This is a genomic window from Arthrobacter roseus (assembly GCF_016907875.1).
GTDB classification, from domain to species: domain Bacteria; phylum Actinomycetota; class Actinomycetes; order Actinomycetales; family Micrococcaceae; genus Arthrobacter_J; species Arthrobacter_J roseus.
The window spans coordinates 39,058-65,370 of sequence record NZ_JAFBCU010000001.1 but is presented as its reverse complement, the minus strand read 5'-3'; the positions used below and the strand labels follow the sequence as shown (position 1 = coordinate 65,370).

Below are 26,313 nucleotides of genomic sequence, written 5' to 3'. Positions count from 1 at the left end.
TGTTATCAGGGCGGGAACGCGCAATTTGCCTCCTGCTGGCACGCGTTCCCATACCTCGTGTTCGTCTTTCTCGTGATCATCGTCCCGCTGGCCATCAGGAAGCGTTTTGGTCACTTGGGATCAGATCGCACCCCCGTCCACGTTTCATAATGCAGGGCCGTCATGATAGCGGTGTGTTCCGGGGGAGCGCGAGCAGGCCTTTGAATAGGCGCTTACTTCTTCGGCTTCGTGCGTCGCTTTTGCACCGAGGGGACGTCCAGCTCCGGCACAGCTCGGAGCATGAAACGGTCGAAGTGAGGCACCGTAAATCCAGCGTATCCGTGCGAGGGAGTGTACAACAATCCCATATTGATGAGCTCTGACCGGGTGGGAGCCAGCTGGGTGGATTCACGCCCCATGACTGAGGCCACATCCGCGGCCTTCTGGGATTCGGGTCCGAGCTGTGCCATGGCACGCATGTAGGCCGTTTGAAGTTGTGTAGCTCTGTCCAGGCGGACCCGGAAGAATGAGGAGTCCAGCTTTGCCTCGTATGCGTCTTTCGCGTCCTCAACATCTTCGAGCGTGATGACGTCGCCAGCAGCCACCGCCCATACTTGATATCCCAGTTCTTGCACGAAGTACGGGTAGCCTTCCGTCAGTTCGAATGCCCGGATCAGTGCGTCGTCGTTGAACTTTACGTTCTCAACGTGTGCTGGCTCCGCCAGTGCCTTCTTGGCGTCGTCGAAGTCCAGGGATCCGATCTTTGGAAACTTGAAGAGTCGCTCCGCGTAGGACTTCGCGTCCCCGGCCAGCTCGGCGATCTGGGGCAATCCTGCACCTACGAATGTTACTGGGAGCTTGCGTTGCACCGACTTGTGGATCGCCTGGATCACGGCTTCCAGTTGGGTTTGACTCAGGAACTGCACTTCGTCGAACAGCAGGACCAAACCGGTACCGTGTTCCTGGGCGGCCTCCCCTATAGAGACGAGTACGTCAGTCAAGTCCAGGGTGAGATTACCGTGGTCCGCGAGACCCTCCGCAGCATCAACACCTAACGACAAGGTGGGGGCCCCGGACGAAGGGTCGATGGAAAGGCTGAAGGATTGCAGGACCTGGGCGGCGTTCCTGGCTTTATCTCCCCATTTGGCTTTCGGAGAGATCTGGTAGAGAGCCGCCCGAAGCTGTGAGTATATGGTCTGGCGAAAATGGTCGTCATCATGTTTGCTGGCCTCCAGTTCGAGGACCTTCCACCTGAGCTCTTCGGCAATCTGACGGAATTCGCCTAGCAGGACGGTCTTTCCAACACCCCGAAGTCCGGTCACGATCATGGACTGATTGGTGCGGCCTCGGTCAAGTCTGCGCAGGAGCACGAGGAAGTCCTCCAGGAGCTCATCACGCCCAATGACAATCTCCGGGGTGGCACCAGCATTCGGCGTGTAGGGATTGTTGACGGGGTCCATACGTACGATCTTACAAGAGTTATCTCACTTTATTGATTTCTAGTAAAGTTTGGATACATCAATAAACCATCCTGCAGCGGATAGAGGTACTGAAGCTCGTCCGGGCGGAACTGCAATCAAAGACCAATGACTACAGGGTAGTAACCGCCTCTCCGATGCTAAGGCGATACTGCTCAGCCTTGTAGTCTGCAGTGAACTCAAGAACTTCGACCTCATGTTGCCTCAGCGCATCGAGTACTTGCTGTGGTGTGACGCGGAAGAACTCTCGTCGGGTGTTCACCTTGTTGACCCGTTCTTCAGTGAACGTCCGGTGAAGCATCGCCTCCACGCCAACTGCGTCTGAGGTGAAGAACAGCGCGTGCACATCGAAGATAAACGGAACCGAAGCATCTCCAAGCTCCCGAACTCGGTCCATGGGCTCCAACCTTCGGGTCATGCCGATTTTCACCACATTCGGACCGAAGGCGCCTACGTTGGAAATCACGTAAACGTAACCAGCCCGAATGTTTGCAGCCCTGTAGTCGACATCGCTGATCGCGCGTTCTGCGTCTTCAACTTGACTGCGCATTCGTGCGGCGCCTTCTGTATCGCCCTTCGCTTCTAGCGCTCTGAGCGTCGCCTGATAGTGACTCAGCTCCTTTTCGAGTTTTTCCTTGGCCCGTGCAAGTTCTTGCTCGACTTTGCGCTGTTCACGGAGCTCTTCCCGGCGCGCCCTTTCTGCTTCCTTCTCTGCCTGGAGCGCTTGTAGGTGCTGTGCAGCCAGTGACATTTCGACCAGTCGCAGCTGATGGTAGCGATGGGTGACTTCGAGGTCGATCATCGTTCCCTGTTTGACTATCTGTTCACGGGCTTTCGACAGTCGCGATTGGGCAGTCTGCAGGTTTCCAGCCTTCACTGTTTTCACGCAGTTCTCGGCTTCGGCGTTGTAGGCACGGAGCATGATCTGGGACATCTGCGACACGAACCGCTGTCCCTGCTTGGCTGAGTTGTTGAACGTGAAGTTTTTGGTCGCGACAATCGCAGATTTGGAGCGAATCATGTCCTTAATCTCCACCCGAAGACCTTCAAGCTTTGCGCTCAACTCCGCGGACGACTCTGCTGGGTTGGAGTAGTCAAATAGGCCTGCGTCTTGTAGCTCCACTTGTAATCGAGCGGCCACTAATTGGTTTTGCACGGCTCCAAGGTCGGACTGGAGGTTCGTCAAGTGCTGGCGCAGTTCTGTGAGCTCGGCGGCTGCTCGTTGGCTGTCTTGCTGAATGCGATCGAGGTTTCCCAGTCCGTACTCATCCAAAAGTGTTCGTAACCGCTGATTTTCTGCGATTTGGTCTTCTGCAATTCGGCGCCCGTTGAAGAAGCCAATCCTCTTCGGCCGTGACACAGTTGCGTTCCCTTGACCTTTTGTCGGTGCTGACGTAGTCGGAGAGGAGAGTCCGTGTGCGGGTTGTGAATGCTCCGTCCAGGTGATGCCATCCCACCACCTGACGATCTCTGGATTTTGACTGTCTGGATACCACCCGGCAGGTGCACTCATGTTCTCCCCCATTTTCGCTATTGCTTCGCGCTGCTGCACGATTGGTGCACAGTCTATAGTTTCGGTTCTCCCAACCAACGCACTGCTGTGTCAGGATCAACTAGGCCTCCGCCCAAGTAACGGGCAGTATCTGCCCTCCGCTTGTCGGATCAGTGACGGTCAAGCGCAGCAGTTCATCGCAAAAAGTCTGGCTCGCAGTCGAACCTGTCACGTTGCTCCTCGTCGGCGGATAGTTCCGGATCTTCGTCACTGCAACGGGTGGGCTGAGCAGCGCCAGGCGGCGAATCCCAATGGTGAAAGCGGCGCTTTCACCATTGGCTCGTTGAATTGTGCAGCGGTTGCCAGAACGGGAATCGATCAGTCGAAGTCGACAGGGAACATCGCTCTGGCGGTGCGGCCGATAACGTTGGTCATGGTCGCGTCCACCGCGCCGCCTACCACTCCGCCGACGAGCGGTACACCCTTCGCCAACGTAATAAGCGAACGCTTCGAGCCGTACTTGGCCAAGAGCATGAAACCGACCTTCTTGTTGGTCTGGCGAATCAGCGCGATCGGGAGCTTCTTGATTGCCTGAATCAACACCTTCTCGCCAACCCTAATGCCGATTGTTCTCGCGATCTGTTGTGCGTTCGAACCCACCGCGATGAGGGTGGCTACAGTGCGGACGTGTGGATCCTTGGCGTCGTACCCCCGCAAGTAAGCGATTGCAGCCGCGAGACGCGCATTAATCACGAGTGCGCCCGCCATGTTTGCGGGAACCGTTACTGGCATCGCGATGAACCCACCGAGTCCGGTCAAGAAACCGTTGACACCGGCCGCTTCGACCGACTCGACGATCAGTCTCTTGATCGCCTTTTCAATATCGTCGCGCTCGTCAGGCCTCACTTTCCGTGTTGGTTCGGCGTTGGGTTCATAGCGGGTGCCTTGGACGCTAGCCAGCCGAGCCTCTGCCCACGTGATCGACCCTGTCAGTGGACCGACACCCGAGTCGATCACCTTGCCAGTCAGCTTCAGAAGCTGCTCGGACGCCTTCTCGGACCTAGCCGTCGGCGTCTGTTCGGGTTCGACGGGTGTTGCGTTGGCCACCGGGATTCCTCTCTAAGTTCTTGTGTGGTGTAGCGGAGACGGGAAATTTGCCGCCCGTCCGCAGGCTAAATTGTGCAACAGGCTGTTGCAACATTGTTCTCAGGAAAACGTCAGTCAAACATTTGCGTCCTCGAGGATAGCTTCGGCATCCTTCACCTTCAGCTTGCCGGACATCAGCTGGGGGAGGAGCGCGTCGCGGGTGGTGGCGAGATCAAGATTTTCCATCTCGGCACTGAGCACGAGCGACCATAGATTCTCCATCTGACTGGCGTGCTTCCTCCACATTGCCACCGTTGGTACCCGCACTAGCTCATCCAGATGCCGGCGTTGAATGTGTCCCATCGTCGTAGCCTTGTCGGCGGCGATTGCCTTAAAGTCACTCAGCTTCTCCCGAATAAGTTCGTGTACCAACCAATTCGGATAGGGGTCCGACGGAATCACCTTGAAGATGTGCTGATTGACGATTCCGGAACGACGGAACCAGCGATGTAGCGTCAAGGAGCCTGACCATGCAAAGAGAATATCTCCAGGATTAGCAAGGTGTTCGGGCGCAACCTCGGCGTCACTGTAAACGGTTGAGGCACCTATGCCTGAGTTCAGCTCAGCGATCCTGATGACTACTCGGCCGGTTCCGCTGGCATTCTTCGTGAACGCGCGTCCATTAATGAAGCGAGCCGTTGATGAAAGCGGGACAGCCTCCGAATCGCTCAGCATCGACCGAAAAGTAGCTTGCTGCAGTTGGTCCACACCGTCGATCAGGTTGGTGTTGGCAGCGATCTTGTCGTCGAGGGCGCCCAGCACTTCCGCGATCGCCTGCTGCTCGGACACGTCAGCATGCACCTTGAGCCGGAGCTTCCCGAAATCACCTTTCTTGAAATGAGGAATCATCGATCCGACGTGCATATTCGATATCTTCGTCTTTACTTCTGGGGAGGAGAGAACGTAGTACAGGTACAGAGCACTGGTGTGGTTCTCGTCCACGCGGAGAGCAACCATATCTTGTGCGATGCAGAAAGAGACGGGATCGGGAACCATTGCAACCCTGCCCGGTGAGCCTTTGCAAACGAAGATAATGTCGTTTGGTTTCGGATGCCCTCGAAACCAAGTTTCTACCGTCTCTGGCCCAACGTAGCGAACGTTCTCGAAGACAGGGTAGAGGTGGTCGTCCTTAATGCAATTTGTCGCGATGAGAGGAAGCCCGCTTGGAGCTGTCGGACAGCTGCGACCTCGATTATCGATAATGTAGTCCAGCAAATCTGTGAAGGACCGTTCGACGATGCCACTCACGAGACCCTCCCCAACTGCTCCCGCACAACGCCGGCTAGCCGCTCGGATTCGTCGAACTGCTCGAACAGTTCCTTCTTTAGCCGCGCGATCTTTTCCTCGATCGGCTCGCCGTCGTCCTCCACCTCAGCCGCACCAACATACCGGCCCGGTGTCAGCGCGTAGTCCGCAGCCTTGATCTCCGCCAACGGAACAGACTTGCAGAAGCCGGGTTCGTCGTCGTACTCCAACCCCGCCTCCACAGCGGAAGCTGACCCACGCCAGGCATGGAACGTCCCCGCGATCTTCGCGATGTCCTCATCAGAGAGAGCCCGCTCGGCACGGTCCACCATGTGCCCCAGATTCCGCGCATCAATGAACAACACCTGCCCGGCACGATCCACCGATCCGGCAGCACTGGCCGTCTTGTCCTTCGCAAAGAACCACGTACACACCGGAATCCCGGTAGACCGGAACAACTGAGTGGGCAGCGCGATCATGCAGGACACCAGATCGGCCTCCACCAACTCAGCCCGGATCTGGCCCTCGCCGCCCGAATTCGAAGACATGGAGCCGTTCGCCATCACCACACCTGCAGAACCACCGGGCGCGAGCTTGGAAATGATGTGCTGAATCCACGCATAATTCGCGTTGCCAGCAGGGGGAACACCGAAGCGCCAGCGCGGGTCGGACTCGGACCGCGCCCAGTCCTTGATGTTGAACGGCGGGTTCGCCAGAACAAAATCAGCCTGCATATCCGGGTGCTGATCGCGGGCAAACGTATCCCCCCAGCGGGACGCCAGATTCGCGTTCAACCCATGAATGGCAAGGTTCATCTTCGCCATCCGCCACGTGCGCTCGTTCAACTCCTGCCCGAACACCGAAATGTCCGAGCCTTCTTTCTCATGGTGCTCCAGGAACTTCTCCGTCTGCACAAACATGCCGCCCGAACCACAGCACGGGTCATACACTCGCCCGTGCGTTGGCTCCAGGACCTCCACCAGCACGCGCACCACCCCGGCCGGCGTATAGAACTCGCCGCCGCGCTTGCCCTCAGCGCGGGCAAACTTCTCTAGGAAATACTCGTATACCTCGCCCAATAGATCACGGGCCCGCGTAGCGCCGCTGCCGGTGAACTTCGCCGAGTTGAACAGGTCCAGCAGCTCGCCGAGCCTGCGCTGATCCACATTGTCGCGGTTATACAGCTTCGGCAATGTTGCCGACAGCGAGGGGTTGGCACCCATGATCGCGTCCATCGCCTCATCGATCAGTTGCCCGATCGATTTCGCCGGCTCGTTGGACGCGCTGGCCGTGCCCTTGGCGTTCTGGGCCAGATACTCCCAACGTGCCTGCGCCGGAACCCAGAAAACACCGCGGCCCGTGTACTCATCAACATCGTCAATGAGCTGGCCAATCTGATCCTCGCTCAGACCATCCGCCGCCAGCTCCGCCTGGATCTGCTCCCGACGCTCCTCGAAGGCATCCGAAACATACTTCAGGAACACCAACCCCAGAATGACGTCCTTGTACTGAGACGCATCCATGGACCCCCGCAGCTTGTCCGCCGCCTTCCACAGGGTGTCCTTCAGTTCCTTCATCGTGGACGGCGCACCATCCACCTTCTTCACAGCAGCCACTAGCGGCGTCCTTTCGTCTGGTCGAGCCTATCTTCCAACATCAACGATCCCGAGGAAACGCCGTCGATCATCACATCTTCAAGCCGTTCAAGCTGCCGCAGCCGCTCCCGGGTCCGCGCTGTCTCATCGCGAAGGCCGGCCAGAACGCCGTCGAGCTTTCCCCGTTGTTCCTCCACCACCGCGCGGACCCGCCAGCGACGCCAGTGAACGCCATGGGGCGCTGCCTCCACATCCGCCGCGAGAACCGCAGGCAGCAGTCCGCCTGGATCGGCCTCGCTGATCCGCAGGATTCGGGCCGGATAAACAACGACGGCGCCGCCCTCCGCATCCACCAACGCGGCAGTCTGCGGGCTGGTGCAGAAAACCACATCGCCGGGTTCGGTCAACCGGCTGCCCGGATATTTGGCGGTCAGGTCCAGTCGGTCAATGCGCCGTGACCCGGGATCGGCGTCGTCAACAAGCTCAGCAACTCCGATCAGACGGGCACCCGAAACGCGCGCCCTGACATCCTCAGGCAGCAGACGATTTCCCGGCACATACTTCAAGTAGCCAGCCGCTATGACGCTGTCCACGGTCTGTTGTGTCAGTGTGCCCGAGCCAGAACCCGGACCGGCGAGGACCGGCAACGTCAGCGCGGGTGGCGGCTCATTCAGTGCGGCCACCAGAGAGTCCGCCTCAACGACAGCATCACCCGAGGCAACCTCACCCGCAGCAACTGCCTGCCGCCCACTCATTGCAGGAGCAACCAGGGAACCGCGCGAGGCCAACAACGCCCGCGTCAGGACTAGCCGGGCGAACCGGAACGCATGCGCCCGAATGGCAGAATGCCCAGCCAGCGAAGCACCGAGATCGCCTACCACATCCTGCACCACATCAGGGGTCAGCACTCCACCGGACAGATCAGCGGACATGGTCCACCGCTCCGCAATCGGCACACCCTCCGGCGCCGGTCCCAGAACCCACAGTGCCTGCGACTGCCGCGGCTTGCCCTTCACCAGACCACGCGGCAACCGCACCACCGCACGCAGCCGGCCCGACCTCAGGACACCCGAACGCAGCAACTCCGCCTGCGCCGAAGCGGCCGGATCCGCCAGTGCGCTCGCCGGGCCAATGAGGACCCCGCGCTGCGTCGGACCCAACTGCAGGACAACGTCCTCGATTTCCTGAAGGATCTGCTCATCCGACATCGGCCCGGAACGTGGCGGCGGATAATGCCCGACGACAACGGCCTCACCAAACAGATCAGAATCCTCCGTCATCGCCCGGTAGTGAACCCCATGAATTTGCAAGCGTCGGCGTACCAGCCGGGCATCGCCGTCGTCCGCTGCCGACGTCAGCATGGTGGGAGCGGCGAACTCGCCCGCCTCCGCAATAATGCCGAGCAACAGGTCGCTGCTGCCGGTGGTCGCGTCCGCAAATACCGGTGCCTCCTGGTGACCAGCGAGCTCGACGGCGGCCGAAGCGACCAGCGAGATGGCAACCGGAATCAACGCACTGACGGACTGCTCCCGCGCGCCCGAACGCAGCCGTTGACCCACGAGCTTTTCAAAGGCTGCAACCGGGCCGTACGCGCCCTCAGTCAGCAGATCCGCATAGGCAGCGGCATTCCCCAGCCGCGAACCAAGAGCCTCAACTTCTGTGAAGAGAAAGACGTCATCGGGGTCGTGCTCATCTGCACAATCCAGCAACTCCTCCCCGGAGTGTTCGCTCAGCGGGTGGCCCATCAACTGACGCAACGCCAACAACGCGGTCAGCCCCTGGAAATGCGCCGCCGCGTCAGCGGACCTCAACTCACCTGCATAAACGAAAGCGCCGACGTCGTTCCCCGCGTCCGGATTTTTCCCCCGGCCAGTCTCGCCGAGCCAGGTCACTACGGCGTCGGCGTCGAAAAGCTCACTGCCGGCATCCATGGCAATCGGGGAGGGGAAAGGCATCGTCGAATGAGCGTTGCGCTGCCGCCACATGGACACCACAGGACGCTGTACGCGCGCCAGGAGTGCGACGTCGGCAAGTGCGATCTGCATGCTGCTCACCTGTTGCCCGCCTCTGACGCTCATGAGAAGGAGCTTACCTGTCTAGACGTGTTTCTAGGAGCTATAGCTGATAACCCGCATTATCAAGAGATCCTGACCGAGACATACTCTGCACGAATAAGTTGTGAATCACGGACCAGCACCGCTGAATCCGGGTGAGAGTGAGGGCCCTTCGGGGCTTTGGGGGGATGGCCCTCACTCTCGCCGCACTTCGTCCAAGAACCGTTATTCAAAACAGGAGACACCAATGCGTAAGCCGATCACAACCACAGCCGTCCTGACACTTGCCGCACTCGCCCTCACGGGAGGACTCACCGCCTGTTCAGTCGACGGAGGGCCGCCCTCCGCTGATGGGCCGGCAACACCGCAGATGACCATGGAAGCTCCCGCCGCCGACGCAGTAGTGGAGGAAGAAGAAGCCGAAGAGGTGGAAGAGTCCGCGCAGGACCAACTCTCCGCCTACGGTGAGACCTGGGAGTACGACGACGGAATCGCCGTGACGGTTTCTACCAAGGGCCAGACGGTAGCCGGTGAGTATGCCTTCGGGGCGAATCCCGGAGATCAGGTGCTGCTCTTCGAGGTCACGATCACCAACAATGGGACGGCGATTTTCGACCCGACGATGGCATCCAGCACGGTCAACTACGACTCGACATCCGCCGAGCGAGTGTTCGACGGCGACACGGTTGTCTTTGAAGGAAAGATCCTGCCCGGCGCCTCACTGACCGAGACTCAGGCCTTCGCGATCCCCAACACCAAGGCGACTGACGTTCTGTACATGCTTACCCCTGACTTCGAGCATGAAGAGGCATTGTTCTTCGGCAGCATCACTCCAAAGGCTGGTGCATAACCAGGCCCTCGCACTTACCGCACCGACCTTCGTGCCGATAGGGCAATGAAGGGCCAATCGAGGGGAAAACCAATGACTGAACCGAACTATCCACGCACACCGCCGCCACCAGCAGGGCCGCCGACGGGCTCCCCGCGCGTCGCTGAGACATCCGCAATCGATGAGAACGGCGCGGCTAAATACGGTGAAACTGCAGAACAAGTCGATAAACGGAAGCCGTGGCTGTTCGGCGGAGCTGGGCTGGTGATTGGCGTGCTGCTGGGTTTGGGGCTCAGCGCCGCTATATCCGGAGGATCGACATCCGCGGTCATCACGGACGCCGTGGAAACCTGCGGCGTCGAAGAAAGTCCTGGTATAAGCCTTGGCGACGCCGGCCAGAGCATCACCATGAACACGGCCGGAGACGAATCCAGCGGAGCTGACTATGCCGACGTCGTCTGTGTCCTCTCCGCGATCGAGACGCCAGACAGCGTGAGCTCCCGGATGAGCAGCACGCGGGCGCTCGACGGACGCCAAACAGGCGAATGGGACGGGTTGAGCGCTTCATGGGGCTATCACCCCGACGACGGGCTGAACGTCGTCATCGAAATGAATCAGGATTAGGCGAGAACGGGACACATCATGGACAAGACAACACAGAACAAGCCCAGGTTCCTTCGCATCGGCCGCACCAATTGGATTGCCGGTGGGGTGGCAGGGATGGTCCTGCTTGGATCGGGCATAGCGCTCGGGACAACGCTTCCCGACCCGACCGCTAGCGAACAATACTCGGCGCTATCCGCCGACATGGCGGACCTCGAGGCGGAAAGAGCTGATCTCGAATCAGAGAAGGCAGCCGTTGAAAGCGACTACACCGAGCTCGAAGGCGAGCACGACACCCTCACCTCCGAGCTCGATGACCGGACCGCAGCTTTGGACCAGCGCGACGGGGCTCTCAAGGATGCCGAAGAGAAAGCCAAGCTCGCCGCTGCAGATGTCAAGAAGCGCGAAGAGGCCGTGACCGGTGCCGAGAAGAAGAAGGCCGAGAACACAGTTTCCGAGGGTCAGTGGACCGTGGGGACAGACATTGAGCCTGGCGCTTACCGCACCACCAGTGACGTGAACTCAACCTGCTACTGGGGGATATACACGTCCGGATCCAACGGCGACGACATCATTGCTAACGATCTTCCCGGGGGTGGACGTCCCACGGTCACCCTTGCCGTTGGGCAAGACTTCTCAACACTTCGTTGCGGTACCTGGCAAAAGCAGTAGACCAGCTATCAGACTGACTGATCCACCGGACTGAGAAAGCCCTAGGGGCCGTCCGCGAACTCGAACTCAACGTCAATGGTTGAATCGATACTCGTGATGATGCCCTCGTAGAAGGCCATTGCTTGATCTTTCAAGATCGCTTCATTGGAATCGATGTACTGATCTTTTGCCTCATCGTTGAGAATGTCGTTGATCATCTCGACAGCATCGATTTTGGGAGTCATCCAGCTCAGGGCGCCGTTGTTTTCGAAGGCTAGTTTGAAGAACTCGTCGTTGTGTCCGATGAAAATGAAATCTGGGATGGACACTAGGTATTTGTCTTCGCCAGTTTGCTCGATTTTCACATCTTTGCCGTCGATACCCAGCTTCCCGCTGAAGGAGTATTGGATTAATGATGCCCTCTCGCTTCCCGGCACATCCAACCCGAGGAACCGCTTTGCGGGTTCATTTTGCTCCTTTATGCCCTGAATACCCAAGCTCAGGAGTACCACCTGCTCCTCGCGGGTTATCGAATCGATGACTTGTGTATTGCGGGTGTCAGACTTGGCATCAAAGGCAAATATGTTGAACCGGGACTGCATCGCCCACAATGCGCTAACCGCAACGAGGCCAATAACTATGAGCAGAATCGGCCACAGGAGCACTTTTTTTGAGAAGAACGGCATTATCGAGGTTTCCCCACTCTATTTTGGTCCGATCTGCCCGTCGCATCGGAGCAACGGTGTTGGGCGCCCGTTAGCAGCTCAGTGACTATGTTGATAGCTAATTGGATCTCCGCGGTCCAGCGTTCCCAGTATTGATGCGGTGCCATTCCGGCGAGGGATCCGTGAAACCGTTCATGATTGTAGATCTCTTTCGACGCATCAGCCAACCTTGGCGTCGAGCGGTGGAAGCAAAATTGTTGCGGATGAAGGTCCAACGCGTACCGAGCGACGACTCGTCGGGGCTGACAGATAGGCTGCTTCAGTGGATACTACTGAACCCGGGCAAACCGTACGAAGTGATGGGAGGCCGACGGCCAACATCTATGTGGACGGGTTCAATCTGTATCGGCGCTGCTTGCAGCGTCACCCGACTTTGAAATGGTTGGATCTGACAGCCCTTGCTTCCTTCATCATGCCTGATTACAGAATCAACAAGGTCCACTACTTCACCGCCCACCTTCGTTTGGGCTTGATAGCTGACCCAGGAACCCCGGTACGACAGCAGATGTACTTGCGCGCGCTCACAACGGATCCACGCGTGACGATCCATTTAGGTAAGTTTCGTAACGACAAGCGGCCCATGCCTGTGCATCCTCAAAAGATCGACCCAGAAACCGGCAAATTCATCACGGTCAATGTGCGCAAACTCGAGGAAAAAGGATCCGATGTTAATCTGGCGACACGGTTGCTGGCCGATGCGTTCCAGGAAGACGCCGATATCTATGTGGTTCTGACCAACGATTCAGATCAGGTAGGACCACTAACAACGATGAAGACAGAACTAAGTGTTCAGACGGGAATCATCTTTCCCATGCCATCGCATAGGTCCTCGAAGGACCTTGTGAAGACTCGGCCCGATTTCATCGGGCATGTCACTCCGGAGGCGCTTGAGGCCTCTCAGTTTCCTCATACACTTCGTGACGCGGTCGGTAAATTTCACCGGCCTCCAAAATGGTCTTAAATTCCGAGAGCCCCAGTTTCCTGAGGCTCTCTAACCGGTAACCGAAGTATCCGGGGGTGTATATACAGTATGTCACGGATCGCCGCGTGTCCGCCGTCGCCCCAGAAATGTGATGACCAGTCGGTGCACGGACACCACGACGGCGAGCCAAGCCACTCCCAGCGTCCAGGCCACGATGACGTCGGTCAGCCAGTGGTGACCCAGATACACCCGGCTCAGCCCCATGGCCACAACGAACAGAACGGCGACGATGACAGTAAGGACGCGCGTCCGTTTGTGCCGCTGCCTGAGGATGAGTAGGTACGCGAAGACCCCCGCCAGGACGGTGGCGTTGAGCGTGTGACCGCTGGGAAATGACGGCGAATATTCGAACGGTGGGATGGCGAACTCCATCGGCGGGCGCAGACGACCGATGGCCTGCTTCCCGCCAAGAGTCATCAGCAGCGATCCGGCGGCCGCCACAATCATGAGTAGGAGCGGAGCCACCGACTTGCGTTTGAGCGACAGCACGACGGCGGCAGCTCCGGCCAGTATCGGCATACCAATGGGTCCGCCCACGTTGGTGAAGACGGTGACTGCTGTATTGAGGCCGGGGGAGCGGAGGGCAACGGCGGCTTTCAGGGCGGGTTCATCCAGTGCGGAGAGACCGTCCTTTTCGACGACGCTCTCGTAGATCTCACCTGAAACTGCGGTGAAGGCGATCGCGAATCCGCCGCCGATCACCAGGATGAGCACCAGCGCGAGATGCGGGCCCATCCAGCGAGCCAGTACCTGCACGAACCGGATCAGTGGTCGCAGCGCTGTGGGCGTCCAGCCATCCGGTTCGGGGCCGCGTTCCCAGGGGCTGCTCATGGATTGACCCTACGGCACTACGCTTGAGCCATGTCAGATGGAATCCTGAAGCAGCTTGCCGAAGCCCACCGGATTGGCACGAGTGTCACTGGGTCGGACGGAGAAACGCGCGATGCCAGCGCAGACACCCTCACGAAGATCCTGACCGCGCTGGGTGTCCCTTGTTCAACAGAAGAACAGATCCAGGATTCTCTGCAATATGCCGCCAACGCCGCGTGGCGCAGGTTGCTGCCGTCCGCCGTCGTCGTCCTTGTGGATGATGAGGCCACGGTGCCGGTACATGTGCCCAGCGGAACCAGCCCAGAGCTAACCGCTATCGCGGAGGATGGAACACGGCATGCGCTGATATCGCAGGGAACGCCCCAGACGCACGAGGTTGACGGCGCCGCCGTGGACCGGCTGACGTTCTCTCTGCCGCAGCTTCCGTTGGGGTGGCACCGGTTGGAGGCCACGCACGACGGCGGCCACGCTGAGTGCGCGCTCATCGTCACGCCTCAGCGGCTCACCACGGGGGACCGGCTCTCCGGGTCTCAGCGGTGGGGGCTGATGGCCCAGCTGTATTCGGTGCGTTCAGCTGAATCGTGGGGTGTCGGGGACCTGACGGATCTGGCCTCGCTCGCGACGATATCCGCGGGCAAAGGCGCCGATTTTGTGCTGATCAACCCGTTGCACGCGGCCGAGCCAGCGCCACCAGTGGAGCCTTCACCATATTTGCCGTCCTCCCGGCGGTTCTTCAACCCCCTCTACTTGCGCGTGGAGGACGTGCCGGAGTTCCAGCAGCTTCCGACGACGGCTCAAAACCAGGCCACTGAAGCCGCGCGAAATTTCCAGGACGCAAACCGAGATCCGGAGTTCATCGATCGGGATACCAGTTACGCTGCAAAACTGAGCGTCCTGAAGGAGCTGAATCACGTGGAGCGCAGCCGCTCCCGTGAGGAAAGCTTCCGGCGCTTCTGTGAGGAACAGGGGCAGGGGCTGCAGGACTTCGCCCTTTGGTGCGCGCTCGCAGAGAAGTCAGAGGATGGTGGGCAGCAGTGGCCGGGATCGCCGTCGGACGTTCCTGCAGGGCGCCGGCAGGAGCTCGCGTCCAGAATTGAGTTTCACATCTGGCTGCAGTGGCTCTGCGACGAACAACTCGCTGCGGCCCAGCACACCGCCCGAAATGCGGGTATGGACATTGGTGTGGTGCACGATCTCGCGGTGGGAGTCTCCCGCAACGGAGCCGATGCCTGGATGCTGCAGGATGTGCTGACCGCGGGGGTGCAGGTGGGGGCGCCGCCGGACATGTTCAACCAGCAGGGGCAGGACTGGGGCCAGCCGCCATGGCACCCGCAACGTCTCGCCGAGTTCGGCTATGCCGCGTACCGGGATATGCTGCGCACCATTCTGCGCCATGCCGGCGGCATCCGCGTGGATCACATTCTGGGGTTGTTCCGGCTCTGGTGGATTCCCGACGGCGCCGGACCAGCTGACGGCGCGTACGTCTACTACGATCACGACGCGCTGATCGGGATCCTCGCACTGGAGGCCGAGAAGGCCGGCGCCGTCGTGATCGGCGAAGACCTGGGATTGTTCGAGCCGGTAGTGCAGAAAACTCTGGCCGGGCGGGGCATGCTGGGTACGTCCATTCTGTGGTTTGAGTACGACGGCGAGCGCCCGCGCCCGGCCGATCAGTATCGACAGGCGTGCCTCACCACGGTCACCACGCACGACCTACCGCCCAGCGCCGGCTACCTGGCGGGCGAGCATGTGGACCTGCGCGAGTCATTGGGTTTGTTGAGCCGTCCGGTGGAGGAAGAGCGTCGCGCGGACCGGGAGGCGCAGGACGCAGTGTTGTCCCTGGTTCGCTCTGTCACAAAGGGTTCTGCCGAGCAGGGAACCGTGGAGCAGCTGCACTCATTCATTGCGCACACGCCGTCGGTTCTTTTGGGTATTTCACTCGCGGACGCGGTGGGGGAGCGGCGAACCCAGAATCAACCCGGCACCAGCGATGAGTATCCTAACTGGCGCGTTCCCTTGGCTGACACCGAAGGCCGCGCTGTGCTGGTGGAGGACCTGGCATCGAGTGAGATCTTCGATCGGTTGGCACAAGCAGTCGCCGGAAAACTTTGAGGCTTGACGTCCTAAACACTATGCGCGTGCATAGAATTAGTGTCTCTGCATCAGTGCCAACCGGTTGGAGCCTATCTGCGTGAGTGACGAACGCCGCCGTGAACTCGGTAAAACTGACTTACCTGTGGAGGACGAGCTGATCAGCTCGTTCAATCGGCTCGTCGAAGAGGGTGCGGAACGCATCCAGCGCACCTTAGTTGCCATGCTGACAACAGGACTTCTGGGTGGGATCGAGGTCGGGATAGGTGTTACTGCTTATCTGGCCGTCTTGTATGAGACAGATAATCAGCTGCTCGCCGGCCTGGCGTTCAGCGTTGGCTTCATTGCGCTGTTGCTGGCGAAAAGCGAATTGTTCACTGAAGACTTCCTGGTGCCCATCGCCGCCGTCGCGTCCCGTGCGGGGAGCATAAAACAGTTGGGAAAGCTATGGGGCGGGACACTCGTAGCTAATCTACTGGGCGGCTGGATCTTCATGTGGATTGTGATGAAAGCTTTCCCACAGTGGCAGGAAACAGTCACCACATCAGCCGAACACTTCGTAAACGCGCCCTTCAATCTGCAGGCAATCTGTCTGGCGGTTCTGGGCGGCAGCACCATCACTTTGATGACGCGGATGCAGCACGGAACAGATTCCGATCCGGCCAAAATCGCCGCCGCTATTGTTGGAGGCTTCCTGCTGGCGGGCCTGCAACTGTTCCACTCGATTCTGGACTCGCTACTGATCTTCGGCGCCATCCACGCTGGCGCTGAGATCACATATGTGCAGTGGCTTGGCTGGTTTGGTTACACGCTGCTGTTCAACATTTTGGGTGGTCTGCTGCTGGTGACGTCACTGCGGCTTCTGCGTACCAAGGATCTGATCCAAAAACGACGGCGGGAATCACCGGCAGACCCGGATGCGCTGCACGGAGATTAATGCGTTGGGCGCAGTGCTAACTGTTCGGCCAACGACGGCAGGTCCACTGCTTCGTAGGTGGGCGGCGTGAAATAGCTGGGGTACGTGTTGCCATCGCGGTTGATCCACGCGGTCTGCATGCCAGCAGCGTTGGCGCCGTGAATATCCCAGGGGTGTACGGCTACCAGCAGCATCTCTTCGGCTGCTTTGCCACACGCGGCCATGGCTGTCGAATAAGCGGCTGCGGCTGGTTTCCACGCGGCGGCGTCGTCAACGCTCAGTAAGTGGGAAAAGTATTCACGGATGTGTCCTTCGCTGAGGAGCTTATCTGCCACTGTGGTGGCGCCATTACTCAGTGTTACCAGGTCCGCAGTGCGGGCCAGAGCTGGGATTCCAAGCACGACGTCGGGGTGGAGGGACAGGTCCTTCATGCTGGTCATGATTTGGTCTACTCTCTGGCTGCGCTCGCTCACTGCCGCAGCCCCCGCCGCAGCCTGAGCCATCAGGCGCTCGAGGCTGTCTTTTGCGATCTCGGCGAAGGGAACGTTGCCTCCAGCGGCCGCTAGTGCGAACCCGTCCCGAAGGATACCCGTGAACCACGTCTGGGCGGCGTGGGCCGGGAGACCAGCGTCCTGAAATGCAGCTCCCAAAGGGGCGGTGTCTGAGAGGGTTTCGTTGACATCAAAAACAATGACTTCCGGAGTTTTCATGTTCCCAGTATCCCCCTCGGCTAGTCCACCACCCAGGTTGACGATGGCTCAAAGCTGACACCGACGCGATCACCAAGGGAGAAATGCGGGTTACCACTGACCTCTGCCCAAAGGCACTGTGCTGGTTCACCAACGGGTCCGCCAGCGATGACCACGTTGGCCAGGGAATGTGCACCGAGAGGTTTGATCGATGACACCATCGCGTCAACGACACCGTTTCCCGGGGGCACCAGGTCAACTGTTTCTTGCCGAATCACCAGCGATCCGTGGCCGTCTCTGGCCTCCGGAACGTTGATGGAGCCGAGCACGGAGTGGTGGATCCCGCCGCTGACTACGCCGGGGATCTCGTTGAGCCCTCCTAAGATCCTGCTCACTTCCAGGGAGGCAGGGCGGTAGTGCAACTGGGAGACCGGACCGTGCTGGAGGATGCGTCCGGAGTCCAGAACGGCGATTGAATCGGCCAGCACAGCTGCTTCTCGGCGGTCATGGGTGACCAGCACAACCGTGGGGTGGAGCTGCTCGCGGATATCAGAAAGCAGCGTGTACATATCTTCGCGCAGCCTCGAATCAAGGGAGCTGAACGGTTCGTCCAGCAGCAAGAGACGAGGATGCCGGGCCAGAGCTCTGGCCAGGGATACGCGTTGTTCCTGACCACCGGAAAGTTGCGAGGTGCGACGGTGTGCAAAGTCCTTCAATTGCACCAGATCCAAGAATTCGAGTGCCTCTGCTCTGGCTATCCGAGCAGATACCCCTGCCATCCGGGAGGAGAAGGCCACGTTGTCCACAACGTTCAGATGTGGGAACAACAGTGGGCTCTGAAATACCAGTGCTATGCCCCGGTGCTCCGGTGGAATTTCGGTCAGGTCCTGCCCGTCAACGATCACTTGCCCGGCCGATGGCTCCTCTAAACCTGCGACGACGCGCAACAGGGTGGACTTGCCGCTGCCCGAAGCGCCCAGTAGGGCAACGGTTTGGGACGCTTCAACTGTGAGTCCCAGGTCTTTGAGAACAGGTTCCGATGTCCCGTGATACAGATGGGAGATATTTTTCAGTTCAAGTCGAGAGCTCATCGGGTCCTTCCGGGGCGGCCACTGAGCAGCAGTACCAGCAGCACAAGCGGCGGCAGTACTACGGCCAACGACAGAATAGCCGTGAGCTGCTGATTTCCACTGCCCGAGGCTGCGGATGCCAATATCAGGGGCAAGGTTCTGAGCTGGCCACCGCCAACGATCAGGGTCACCAGGTAATCGCCCCAGCCCACCAGAAAGGCCAGAAAGGCAGCCCGTGCACTTGCTTTGGCCAAGAGGGGAATTCGAACATGACGCACGGTCTGGGCTCTGGAGGCTCCCAGCGTCCGGGCGGCTTCTTCAAACCGATCGTCGTATCCGGCCAGAGCGCTACGGAACATGAATACTGTGTAGGGCAACGCTGTGACCACCAAAAGTAGCAGAACTCCAGCCGCCGCCGGGATGTACGCACGCAGTAACACCACATTCATGCCCATCACCAGAGCAAACGGCGGTATGGCCAGCGGTGAGAGCAATACCGCTTCAACAATTCTTTGGGATCGCGGAGGAAGACGTCGCAGTGATGAAGCCGCCATGAAACCCAGTGGAGTAGCGATCACCGCAACCGCCCCACCGAGCAAGGTGGAAGCCAGCAAGGCAGGCATGAGGCCCGAGGAAGCTGCCTGCGACCAGCCGCGCCAACTATAGCTCTGCGGTAAAACAGCGGGTGCCCGCCATTCGCCAGCCACGGCCCAGAGCGCCACCGGTACCATCGGCAGCGCGAACCAGAGGACCAGCAAGGCACCTACCATCACCCTCGCCGTCGTCCCGCCCGGCATTCTGGAACCTATGGAGACTGGAGGCACTTGTTCCAGGATCACCGCAGGCTCCGTATCCGCCGCAACAGGACAAGGCCCATCAAAATGGCCACCGCGCCGAGTAGGATTGACAGCAAGGCTGTGACCATTGCTTCCGGCCGGGACGCCAGGTCAATGGAGCCGAAGAGGCGCACCCCCCGCACGGGTAGCACTTCGGGACTGATCGCCCCCAGTAGCCAGGGCACCTCATATGAACCCAGGGTGTAAACGAAAACGATCACTGCCGAGACCGCCAGTGCAGGCAGCGCCAGCGGGAAAACCACATGCGTGATCCGCTGCCGTGGTGTAGCGCCAAGGGTGGCCGCAGTCTCGCATAAACCGCCAGCTGAGCGTGCCAGACTGCCAACGATCACCAGCGCTACGAACGCCGACTCCTTCCAGGCGTATTCGAAAATGACCGCCAACGAGTATGGTCCGCCCACCAGGGCCGGGAACCCGCCATCGGACAGTCCCAACAGGCGGGAGAGGAAACCGGAATCCGCCAGCAGCAATCCCACTGCACCTGCTCCAATTAGGTGCGGAATCGGGATGGTTGCAGCGCCGATCGCCGCAACCAGACGTCCGGCTCGCTCCGTCATCAGAATGTAGGAAGCCGCGATGAAACCCACGATGCAGGCCAGAAGCGTTGACGCACCGGCGATGTACAGCGAAACCGCCGTCGTTCGTGCCAGCTCCGTGGCGTTCCCAGTCCAGTATTCGAGGGTGAAGGAGGCAGGACCGATGAAGGGCATGAGCCCTACGCTCTGCAGCAGTGTTGCAGTGAGGCTGCCCAGCAGAACGACGACGACGGGCAGCATGGCTGGAACCGCGAGCAACAGACTGCGGGTGGTGGTGAACCGCCCACTCATGGCGTGCCGGCCACCCGTTCTCTCCACGCGTCATCCAGTGCTGTGACCCACTCGGCGGAGAGCTCTGCGTGGGCGTTGCGGGACATCACCTCATAGGGAGGTACGACGTCGGACGAGGGGAGGGACTCAAATAGTTCCCGTTGTTGTGGCGAGAGTTTGTCCATCTCGAGGACGGTGAATTGTCCCCACACCTTAGGATCTGCTTTAGCCGCCTGCTGTTCCGGCGACAAGGCGAGGTTGGCGACAACCATGGCTCCTGCCGTGTCTGCCGCATTTGCGGGGATGGCCAAAAAGCTGGCATTGCCCACTGTTCCCTCATCCAGAGTCAGTACTTTGGTGGCCTCAGGCAGTGCCCCCGATTCAACCAGATCGGTCAACCGCGCCGGCCCGTAGGTCATGGTCATGTCCACGTCCCCGTTGGCGAATAACTGGTTCAGCGCCTGTTCGTCTCGAGGGTACGTGCTGCCCTCGCGCCACAATGAACGCTCCAGTTCCTCCAACCTCTGGATGGCGGCGGGCGCAAATTGCTCGAATGCTTCGGCAGAGAAGGTTTGCGGCACTTGTTCCGCGCCGTCGGCCATGCTGAGCATGACTTCACGCAGGAAGACGCTGCCCGTGAAGTCCGGCGGTGCCGGGTAGGTGAAACGACCCGGATGAGCTTCGGCCCATTCCACGATGCCGTCCAAACTCGTGGGCGGATCGAAAATGGCATCGGAGTTATAGGCGTAGGTGAACTGGGCCTTATGCCACGGGGCTTCACAGCCATTGACCGGAACACCAAAGTCGTCGGTAATCAGCGGGTCCGCTGGATCGGTGTACTTCATGTTCGGCAGCAGATCGGTCCATTCGCAGTGCCAGGCGTCGGCTTGTTGGCCGGTACCAAAATTGGCGCCATTGACCCAGACCAGATCCACGGTGCCATCGTCACGGCCAGCCTGGATCTCGGTCAGCACCCGGTTCACCGCGTCCGCAGTATCCGCAACCGGTACGCGCCGCAGCTCCACGCCCTGCTCCGCTGCTGCTGGGATGAGCACCTCATCCGCGTATGAGTTGGCTTGCTGGTCGCCGCCGTACATCCACAAATCAACGGTCTGGCCGTCGGCTTCAGTCTGCACATCCTCGAAAGAAGCAAAAGTCTCTGATGGCTCTGCGGGGGTGGGGCCTGAACATCCGGCCAAGAGCAGCGCAGCAAAAGTACCCATCGCTATCCGCGAAAGAAGTGTGCGTGGTCTCTCAGCAGGTACTGTCACATGAGACAACTGCGGACCCTTTCCATGAAATGAACGTGCGGTGTCAAGTATTCTCTAGTTTTGGTTTAGTGCTGAACAACTGATGGGTGGTGAGGTCAATGGCCGGGCAAATATCAGTGTCCCATCCCGTCCGTCGTTTGATCCTTCTGTTGTTATTCGTTGCCGCGGCTGCCGTGGTTGTGTTGCTTGTGCCTATACCTGAAGTTGAGCAGCTGCGTGGCATGACAGAGCGCGCCGGCTGGTGGGCCCCCGCAGCTTTTGTTCTGGGCTACGCGGCGCTCACGCTCGCACCAGTGCCCAAGAACGTCCTCTCTATTGGGGCGGGGGTTCTGTTCGGTTTCAGCGCAGCCCTCGCCGTCGTCTATATCGGCGCTATGCTCGGTGCCGCGGCCGCCTTTTGGCTGGGACGAGTGCTGGGCAGGGACGCCGTCGAGAAGCTCACGGGAACGCGGGTTGAGAAGGTGGACGAGGTCCTTCGCCGGCGAGGGTTTGTGGCTGTTATAGGCGTCCGGTTGGTGCCGGTATTGCCGTTCACCGCCATTAATTATTCGGCTGGCCTGACATCGTTGGGATGGCGTTCGTACATGCTCGGGACCGGCCTGGGAATCTTGCCCGGGGCCATCAGCTTCGTGGCCCTTGGTGCTTTCGGACTGGACTTTGGTTGGCAGACCAGCCTCGCCGCCGGTGTGCTTGGAGCCCTCACTCTTGTGGGCCTGATTTATGCTGTTCGTCGACGGCGTGGAGAGAAGACCCACGATGTTTGATGCTCGGCTACGGCCCCTGTTAGCGCCAGCCCTGAACCGGGTGGCCGGGTGGTTGGACAGGCCGTGGATTACGCCCGATCGCCTGACCGGACTCAACCTGGTGTTGGGCTTGGTCAGTGCTGTACTCGCGGCCACCCAGCAGTGGCTTCCAGCACTGGCAGCCTGGCTCCTATGCCGGATGGCCGACGGCGTGGACGGACCACTGGCACGACGACGACGACGGCGCAGCAGTCTGTCGGGTCAGGCTCGCCAGGATTCAGGTCGGGGCGGATTCTGGGACATTTCAGCAGACTTCGTCGTTTATGGGGCCACCGTGGCAGGGGTAGCAGTGGGAGCCACAGCTGCGTTCAACGCGCCGTGGCTACCGTTTCTAGCAGTGATGTTTGCTTACTACATCAACGGAAGTGTATTTCTCGCGTTTTCTTCCATCGCAGAGAAAACCGGGCGGCAGAAGGATGACGGCCGTTCACTGTCTTTTCTGGAAGGTCTCGCCGAGGGAGCCGAAACCGTCCTGATCCACAGCCTCTGGTTGATCTTCCCTGCGTTCGCGTGGCAGATCGCTACTATCTGGGCGATCCTGGTGTTAGCGAGCGCCACTCAACGAATTATTTCCGGCTACCGAATACTGCGTTGAGTGGTTTGTGAGCTTTCCTCCACCGGTTGAAGCGCACCAGTACGCCCACCCCCGCCTTGACCAGCGGGCCTTCCAGAGATGAGCGGGCGTGGGCGGTGGCCGCATTCCACAGTGCGTCGTTGTAGGTGGGATAGGGGTGAGTGACTCCTGCCAGGTCCCGGGTACGGAGGCGTTGCTGAACTGCGAGGGTCAGTTCTCCGAGAGATTCTCCCGCTCGGGGACCAACAATGGTGCCGCCCACAATCCTGCCCCGCTTATCGATGACGAGCTGAGTCATGCCTTCGATCTCGTTCTCCGTGATGGCGCGGTCCCCATCGCTGTGGTGGATGGTCGAGGTGGTGTATTCCGGCGAGGTGGAGTCAGTGATTCCAACGGCCCCCACCTCAGGAGAGGTGTAAGTGACGCGAGGAATGGTTGTGCTGACCGTTCTGCGTAGTCCGAGCACGGCGTTGGACGAGGCCACGCTCGCGTGCACTGCTGCCAGGTGGGTGAAGTCTGGGGATTCGGTAACGTCTCCGGCAGCCCAGATATTCGGGTTGGAGCTCCGCATACCGTTATCCACCAAGACGTGCCCGGATGCGCCGCACTGGACGTCAACGGTGTCCAGGCCAAGGCCCTTGGTCCGTGGCTGTCTGCCCGTCGCCAACAGAACGACGTCGGCCTCAAAACCCAGCCCTCCGGTGGTATGCACAGTGCTGGTGTCGTCAGCGTCGACGGTGACTTTCTCGACGCCGTCGTCTTCGATCACCGTGACGCCATCAGATGTGAGGCTACCTCTGATGAGGTCAGCCGCATCAGGGATTTCCCGGGGAAGGATCCGTGATCTGCTGATCAGGGTCACTGATGTGCCGAGTCGGGCGAAGGCTTGACCCAGCTCACAGCCAATCGGCCCGCCGCCCACGACCACCAGGCGGCGAGGCTGTTCTTCGAGGTCCCAGATGGTCTCGGACGTGACCACCCTCGCGGCTTCAAGTCCGGGGATCGGTGGGATGGATGGTGCGCTGCCGGTGGCAATAAGAGCCTGACGGAAGCTTATTGGTCTGCCATCGATTTCTGCTGTCCCCGGCCCGGTAAAGCGTGCCGTTCCAGCCACGACAGTCGCGCCAGCCGATTCCAACGCCTGAGGCGAATCATCCGGTTCTATGGCTGCTATGGCGCTCGCAATTCTTGTCCGGACGGCGGAGAAGTCAGTTCTGTTGCCGGTCAGGACGTGTTCCGTAGCGGCACGTGCTGCGGCCGCAAGAAGTGTTTTCGATGGCACGCAGCCAGTCCACAGACAGTCGCCACCGGTTCTGGAGCTTTCCACCAGAATGGTTCGCGCACCGAGCTGCGTCGCCGTTTTCGCGCCGACAATTCCGGCGGTTCCACCGCCGATCACCAAAAGGTCAATCTCATATTTGCCCAGCTCCACGGAAGCCTCCATCGTTATCGTCGAATCCTTAGGGTAGTTCGTTTCGGCAAGCCCGAGAGATGGGTTGGGGAGTAAACCGAAGGCTAGAGATGGACTACGATTTGGGGCACGCAAGGGAGAGTTGGCATAGATGTTTGAGAAATACAGCGCGTTCGCCCCGTTCTATGACGCGCTTTCCGGAGAATATCCTGTCTACCGTCGCGGGCGCGTGCTCGGTATCGACGGGCTGGCATTATCAGAAGGTAGCCAGGTATTGGATATCGGGTGTGGTACTGGGCTGAACTTCCCACTGCTCCAGAAGAACATCGGGAGCACGGGCATAATCGTTGGCATTGACAGAAGTCAGGAGATGCTTCGCCAGGCACGGGTGCGCGCCGTCCGTCATGGGTGGAAAAACGTGATTCTCCTCGAGGCGGACGCAGTGCATCTCTCGCCGGAGCAAACTTCGCACCGTATTGAAGCTCTCGGGGGACGTCCCCTTTCCGACGCTGTGCTGGCCACTTACGCTCTGTCCCTGATACCGTCGAGACAACAGGTATGGGAAAACATGGTGGCTCTGTGCCGGCCAGGTTCCACAGCGAGTGTGGTGGATATGCAGGATCCCGAAGGGCTCGCCTCAGTGTTTACTCCGTTGGCACGGCTTGCGTGCTGGCTGGGGGGATCCGACATCCATGCCCATCCGTGGACCGCTGTCGAACGCGACTGCGTCGACGTCGTGGCGGCCTCCGCCCGCGGCGGCCACCTGCAGATCAGGTCCGGGCGGCTGCCGGGCGAATAAGCGTCGACTACCATTCCGACAGTCCCGATATCTTGTTGGATCCCGACGTCGTGTTGGATAGGGTTGGCAAATGAAGCTGCCCGCATGGGCAGGTGGCGGAAGGACTGCTCATGGACTTCGAAGCACTCATCGCCTCGACGGGGGGCCTGAAGGCGCAGATCGCCCAAGCCGTCGCCGACGCTGCACCGGCCATCCTCGACACGGCCAAGGCTATCCACGCTGATCCTGAGCTTTCTTTCGAGGAGCACCGTGCCGCCGATCGGCTCAACGATCTCCTCCAGCAGCACGATTTCGAAGTGACCAAGGGAGTGGCCGATCTCCCGACTTCCTTGGTCGCCCAGCGCGGTTCAGGTCCGATAGTGGTCGCCATCATTTGCGAGTACGACGCACTGCCCGGGCTGGGCCATGCCTGCGGCCACAACCTCATCGCAGGTGCTGGCGTAGCGGCTGGAATCGGGCTTGGACCGTTGGTCGACAAGTTGGGGATCACGCTGCGGGTCATCGGCACCCCTGCGGAGGAGCACGGGGGTGGCAAGGTCGCGATGATTGAGAGCGGCGTCTTTGACGAGGTTGATATGTCGTTGATGATTCACACCGTCCAAGACGGACTGTCGTACGACCCCAGGGGTACAAGCAGCCAGGCAGTGGGTCGCTATCGAACCACGTTCCGCGGCCGGGCTGCACATGCGGCCGCTACGCCACACCTCGGAGTTAATGCTGCAGACGCCGTCGTCGTTACTCAGGTGGCCGTCGGACTGCTTCGCCAGCAACTCCCCAGTGACCATCGAGTAGCACTGTATGTTGCGGAAGCAGGGCATGTGACGAACATCATCCCTGAGACAGCCGTGGTGGAGTGGGAATGTCGAGCCTTCTCCATGGAGGAGTTCGAGGTGCTCCATGACAAGGTCAAGAAGTGTTTCGAGGCAGGCGCACTGGCGACCGGTTGCACGGTGGAGTTCGAGAACACAGAGCCGCTCTACGAACCTTTGATCCAGGACGAGACCCTAGGACAGCACTGGACGGACGCTATCGCTAGCCTTGGTTACGACATGGAAAGGAAGACTGCGCTGAGCGGCGGCTCGACGGACATGGGCAACGTGTCCCGACGCGTGCCCAGTCTTCACCCGTGGATGTCGATCCCCGGCGCTACCATGGGGATCCATTCGCACGCCTACACCCAGGCAGCCGACAGTGAGCCGGCCTACGAGGTCATGTTCCATGGTGGTCTGGCGATGGCTTGGGCGGTGGCGAGCCTGGTGTCGTCGCCGGCTGACGTGGAACGCGTCCTTGCGCAGGCTGCTGCGTTGCGTTCGGACACTTCCGCGTTACGACCATGAGTAAGTTCATAGCGCTTCTGCCTGGCCTACGCCAATCACAGAACCGCGCAGAAGCCTTCAGTAGGGGCGAAATTGAAGG

24 protein-coding genes are annotated in these 26,313 nt (G+C 59.9%); 10 read left to right on the top strand and 14 right to left on the bottom strand.

Annotated features, from left to right (window positions below; all coding sequences use genetic code 11):
• Positions 1-212 precede the first annotated feature (212 nt).
• The 6 genes from JOE65_RS00345 to JOE65_RS00320 all read right to left on the bottom strand — a co-directional run bounded on the left by JOE65_RS00345 (position 213) and on the right by JOE65_RS00320 (position 9,013).
• Entirely contained in the window at positions 213-1,439 is a 1,227-nt protein-coding gene (locus JOE65_RS00345) for an ATP-binding protein (RefSeq protein ID WP_205161382.1), read from the bottom strand.
• Positions 1,440-1,569: 130 nt separating this feature from the next.
• On the bottom strand, positions 1,570-2,970 hold the full coding sequence (locus JOE65_RS00340; protein WP_205163939.1) for an SNIPE associated domain-containing protein: 1,401 nt from the start codon (positions 2,968-2,970) through the stop codon (positions 1,570-1,572).
• Between the two features lie 357 nt (positions 2,971-3,327).
• Positions 3,328-4,056: an EcsC family protein gene (locus JOE65_RS00335; protein WP_338021509.1), complete on the bottom strand. Its 729-nt coding sequence runs from the start codon at positions 4,054-4,056 to the stop codon at positions 3,328-3,330.
• Between the two features lie 114 nt (positions 4,057-4,170).
• Complete coding sequence (locus JOE65_RS00330) at positions 4,171-5,343, bottom strand: restriction endonuclease subunit S (RefSeq protein ID WP_205161381.1); 1,173 nt, start codon at positions 5,341-5,343, stop codon at positions 4,171-4,173.
• The gene (locus JOE65_RS00325) at positions 5,340-6,917 is read right to left on the bottom strand and encodes a class I SAM-dependent DNA methyltransferase (RefSeq protein ID WP_205163937.1); all 1,578 of its coding nucleotides are present in this window, start codon (positions 6,915-6,917) and stop codon (positions 5,340-5,342) included. The genes JOE65_RS00330 and JOE65_RS00325 overlap by 4 nt, the downstream gene beginning before the upstream one ends.
• Positions 6,918-6,955: 38 nt before the next feature.
• The gene (locus JOE65_RS00320; protein WP_205161380.1) at positions 6,956-9,013 is read right to left on the bottom strand and encodes a hypothetical protein; all 2,058 of its coding nucleotides are present in this window, start codon (positions 9,011-9,013) and stop codon (positions 6,956-6,958) included.
• Positions 9,014-9,236: 223 nt separating this feature from the next.
• Here JOE65_RS00320 and JOE65_RS00315 point away from each other — a divergent pair, with 223 nt between their 5' ends.
• From JOE65_RS00315 to JOE65_RS00305, 3 genes are all read left to right on the top strand, one after another.
• Complete coding sequence (locus tag JOE65_RS00315; RefSeq protein ID WP_205161379.1) at positions 9,237-9,839, top strand: hypothetical protein; 603 nt, start codon at positions 9,237-9,239, stop codon at positions 9,837-9,839.
• A 72-nt stretch (positions 9,840-9,911) separates the two neighbouring features.
• Complete coding sequence (locus JOE65_RS00310; RefSeq protein WP_205161378.1) at positions 9,912-10,442, top strand: hypothetical protein; 531 nt, start codon at positions 9,912-9,914, stop codon at positions 10,440-10,442.
• Positions 10,443-10,460: 18 nt separating this feature from the next.
• Positions 10,461-11,093, top strand: a complete 633-nt coding sequence (locus tag JOE65_RS00305; RefSeq protein WP_205161377.1) for a hypothetical protein — start codon at positions 10,461-10,463, stop codon at positions 11,091-11,093.
• Between the two features lie 41 nt (positions 11,094-11,134).
• Here JOE65_RS00305 and JOE65_RS00300 read toward each other — a convergent pair whose 3' ends face one another.
• On the bottom strand, positions 11,135-11,758 hold the full coding sequence (locus JOE65_RS00300) for a hypothetical protein (RefSeq protein WP_205161376.1): 624 nt from the start codon (positions 11,756-11,758) through the stop codon (positions 11,135-11,137).
• A gap of 301 nt (positions 11,759-12,059) precedes the next feature.
• On the opposite strand from JOE65_RS00300, the gene JOE65_RS00295 reads away from it, so the two are divergent.
• Positions 12,060-12,758: a PIN domain-containing protein gene (locus tag JOE65_RS00295; protein WP_205161375.1), complete on the top strand. Its 699-nt coding sequence runs from the start codon at positions 12,060-12,062 to the stop codon at positions 12,756-12,758.
• 72 nt (positions 12,759-12,830) lie between these two features.
• Here JOE65_RS00295 and JOE65_RS00290 read toward each other — a convergent pair whose 3' ends face one another.
• On the bottom strand, positions 12,831-13,610 hold the full coding sequence (locus JOE65_RS00290; protein ID WP_205161374.1) for a phosphatase PAP2 family protein: 780 nt from the start codon (positions 13,608-13,610) through the stop codon (positions 12,831-12,833).
• A 30-nt stretch (positions 13,611-13,640) separates the two neighbouring features.
• Here JOE65_RS00290 and malQ point away from each other — a divergent pair, with 30 nt between their 5' ends.
• Positions 13,641-15,722: a 4-alpha-glucanotransferase gene (gene malQ, locus JOE65_RS00285; protein WP_205161373.1), complete on the top strand. Its 2,082-nt coding sequence runs from the start codon at positions 13,641-13,643 to the stop codon at positions 15,720-15,722.
• Positions 15,723-15,801: 79 nt separating this feature from the next.
• Positions 15,802-16,638: a formate/nitrite transporter family protein gene (locus tag JOE65_RS00280; protein ID WP_205161372.1), complete on the top strand. Its 837-nt coding sequence runs from the start codon at positions 15,802-15,804 to the stop codon at positions 16,636-16,638.
• Here JOE65_RS00280 and JOE65_RS00275 read toward each other — a convergent pair.
• The 5 genes from JOE65_RS00275 to JOE65_RS00255 are packed head-to-tail and all read right to left on the bottom strand — an operon-like array spanning position 16,635 to position 21,262.
• Complete coding sequence (locus JOE65_RS00275) at positions 16,635-17,327, bottom strand: haloacid dehalogenase type II (RefSeq protein WP_205161371.1); 693 nt, start codon at positions 17,325-17,327, stop codon at positions 16,635-16,637. The genes JOE65_RS00280 and JOE65_RS00275 overlap by 4 nt on opposite strands.
• Positions 17,328-17,347: 20 nt before the next feature.
• Entirely contained in the window at positions 17,348-18,397 is a 1,050-nt protein-coding gene (locus JOE65_RS00270; RefSeq protein ID WP_205161370.1) for an ABC transporter ATP-binding protein, read from the bottom strand.
• Entirely contained in the window at positions 18,394-19,200 is an 807-nt protein-coding gene (locus JOE65_RS00265; RefSeq protein ID WP_205161369.1) for an ABC transporter permease subunit, read from the bottom strand. Before JOE65_RS00265 ends, JOE65_RS00270 begins: the two co-directional genes overlap by 4 nt.
• Before the next feature lie 11 nt (positions 19,201-19,211).
• Positions 19,212-20,060 carry an ABC transporter permease subunit gene (locus JOE65_RS00260; RefSeq protein WP_205161368.1) on the bottom strand — a complete coding sequence of 283 codons (849 nt, stop codon included), beginning with the start codon at positions 20,058-20,060 and terminating at the stop codon, positions 19,212-19,214.
• Complete coding sequence (locus JOE65_RS00255; RefSeq protein WP_205161367.1) at positions 20,057-21,262, bottom strand: ABC transporter substrate-binding protein; 1,206 nt, start codon at positions 21,260-21,262, stop codon at positions 20,057-20,059. The genes JOE65_RS00260 and JOE65_RS00255 overlap by 4 nt, the downstream gene beginning before the upstream one ends.
• Positions 21,263-21,408: 146 nt before the next feature.
• Between JOE65_RS00255 and JOE65_RS00250 the strand changes: the two genes are divergently transcribed.
• On the top strand, positions 21,409-22,074 hold the full coding sequence (locus JOE65_RS00250; RefSeq protein ID WP_205161366.1) for a TVP38/TMEM64 family protein: 666 nt from the start codon (positions 21,409-21,411) through the stop codon (positions 22,072-22,074).
• Positions 22,067-22,708 carry a CDP-alcohol phosphatidyltransferase family protein gene (locus JOE65_RS00245; protein ID WP_205161365.1) on the top strand — a complete coding sequence of 214 codons (642 nt, stop codon included), beginning with the start codon at positions 22,067-22,069 and terminating at the stop codon, positions 22,706-22,708. Before JOE65_RS00250 ends, JOE65_RS00245 begins: the two co-directional genes overlap by 8 nt.
• On the opposite strand, the gene JOE65_RS00240 is transcribed toward JOE65_RS00245, so the two are convergent.
• A complete protein-coding gene (locus JOE65_RS00240) occupies positions 22,680-24,131 on the bottom strand; it encodes a dihydrolipoyl dehydrogenase family protein (protein ID WP_205161364.1) in 1,452 nt (483 codons plus the stop codon). The genes JOE65_RS00245 and JOE65_RS00240 overlap by 29 nt on opposite strands.
• A gap of 118 nt (positions 24,132-24,249) precedes the next feature.
• Here JOE65_RS00240 and JOE65_RS00235 point away from each other — a divergent pair, with 118 nt between their 5' ends.
• Both JOE65_RS00235 and JOE65_RS00230 read left to right on the top strand, forming a co-directional pair.
• On the top strand, positions 24,250-24,897 hold the full coding sequence (locus JOE65_RS00235) for a class I SAM-dependent methyltransferase (protein ID WP_205161363.1): 648 nt from the start codon (positions 24,250-24,252) through the stop codon (positions 24,895-24,897).
• A 110-nt stretch (positions 24,898-25,007) separates the two neighbouring features.
• Complete coding sequence (locus tag JOE65_RS00230) at positions 25,008-26,234, top strand: amidohydrolase (protein ID WP_205161362.1); 1,227 nt, start codon at positions 25,008-25,010, stop codon at positions 26,232-26,234.
• The last annotated feature ends 79 nt before the right edge of the window (positions 26,235-26,313 follow it).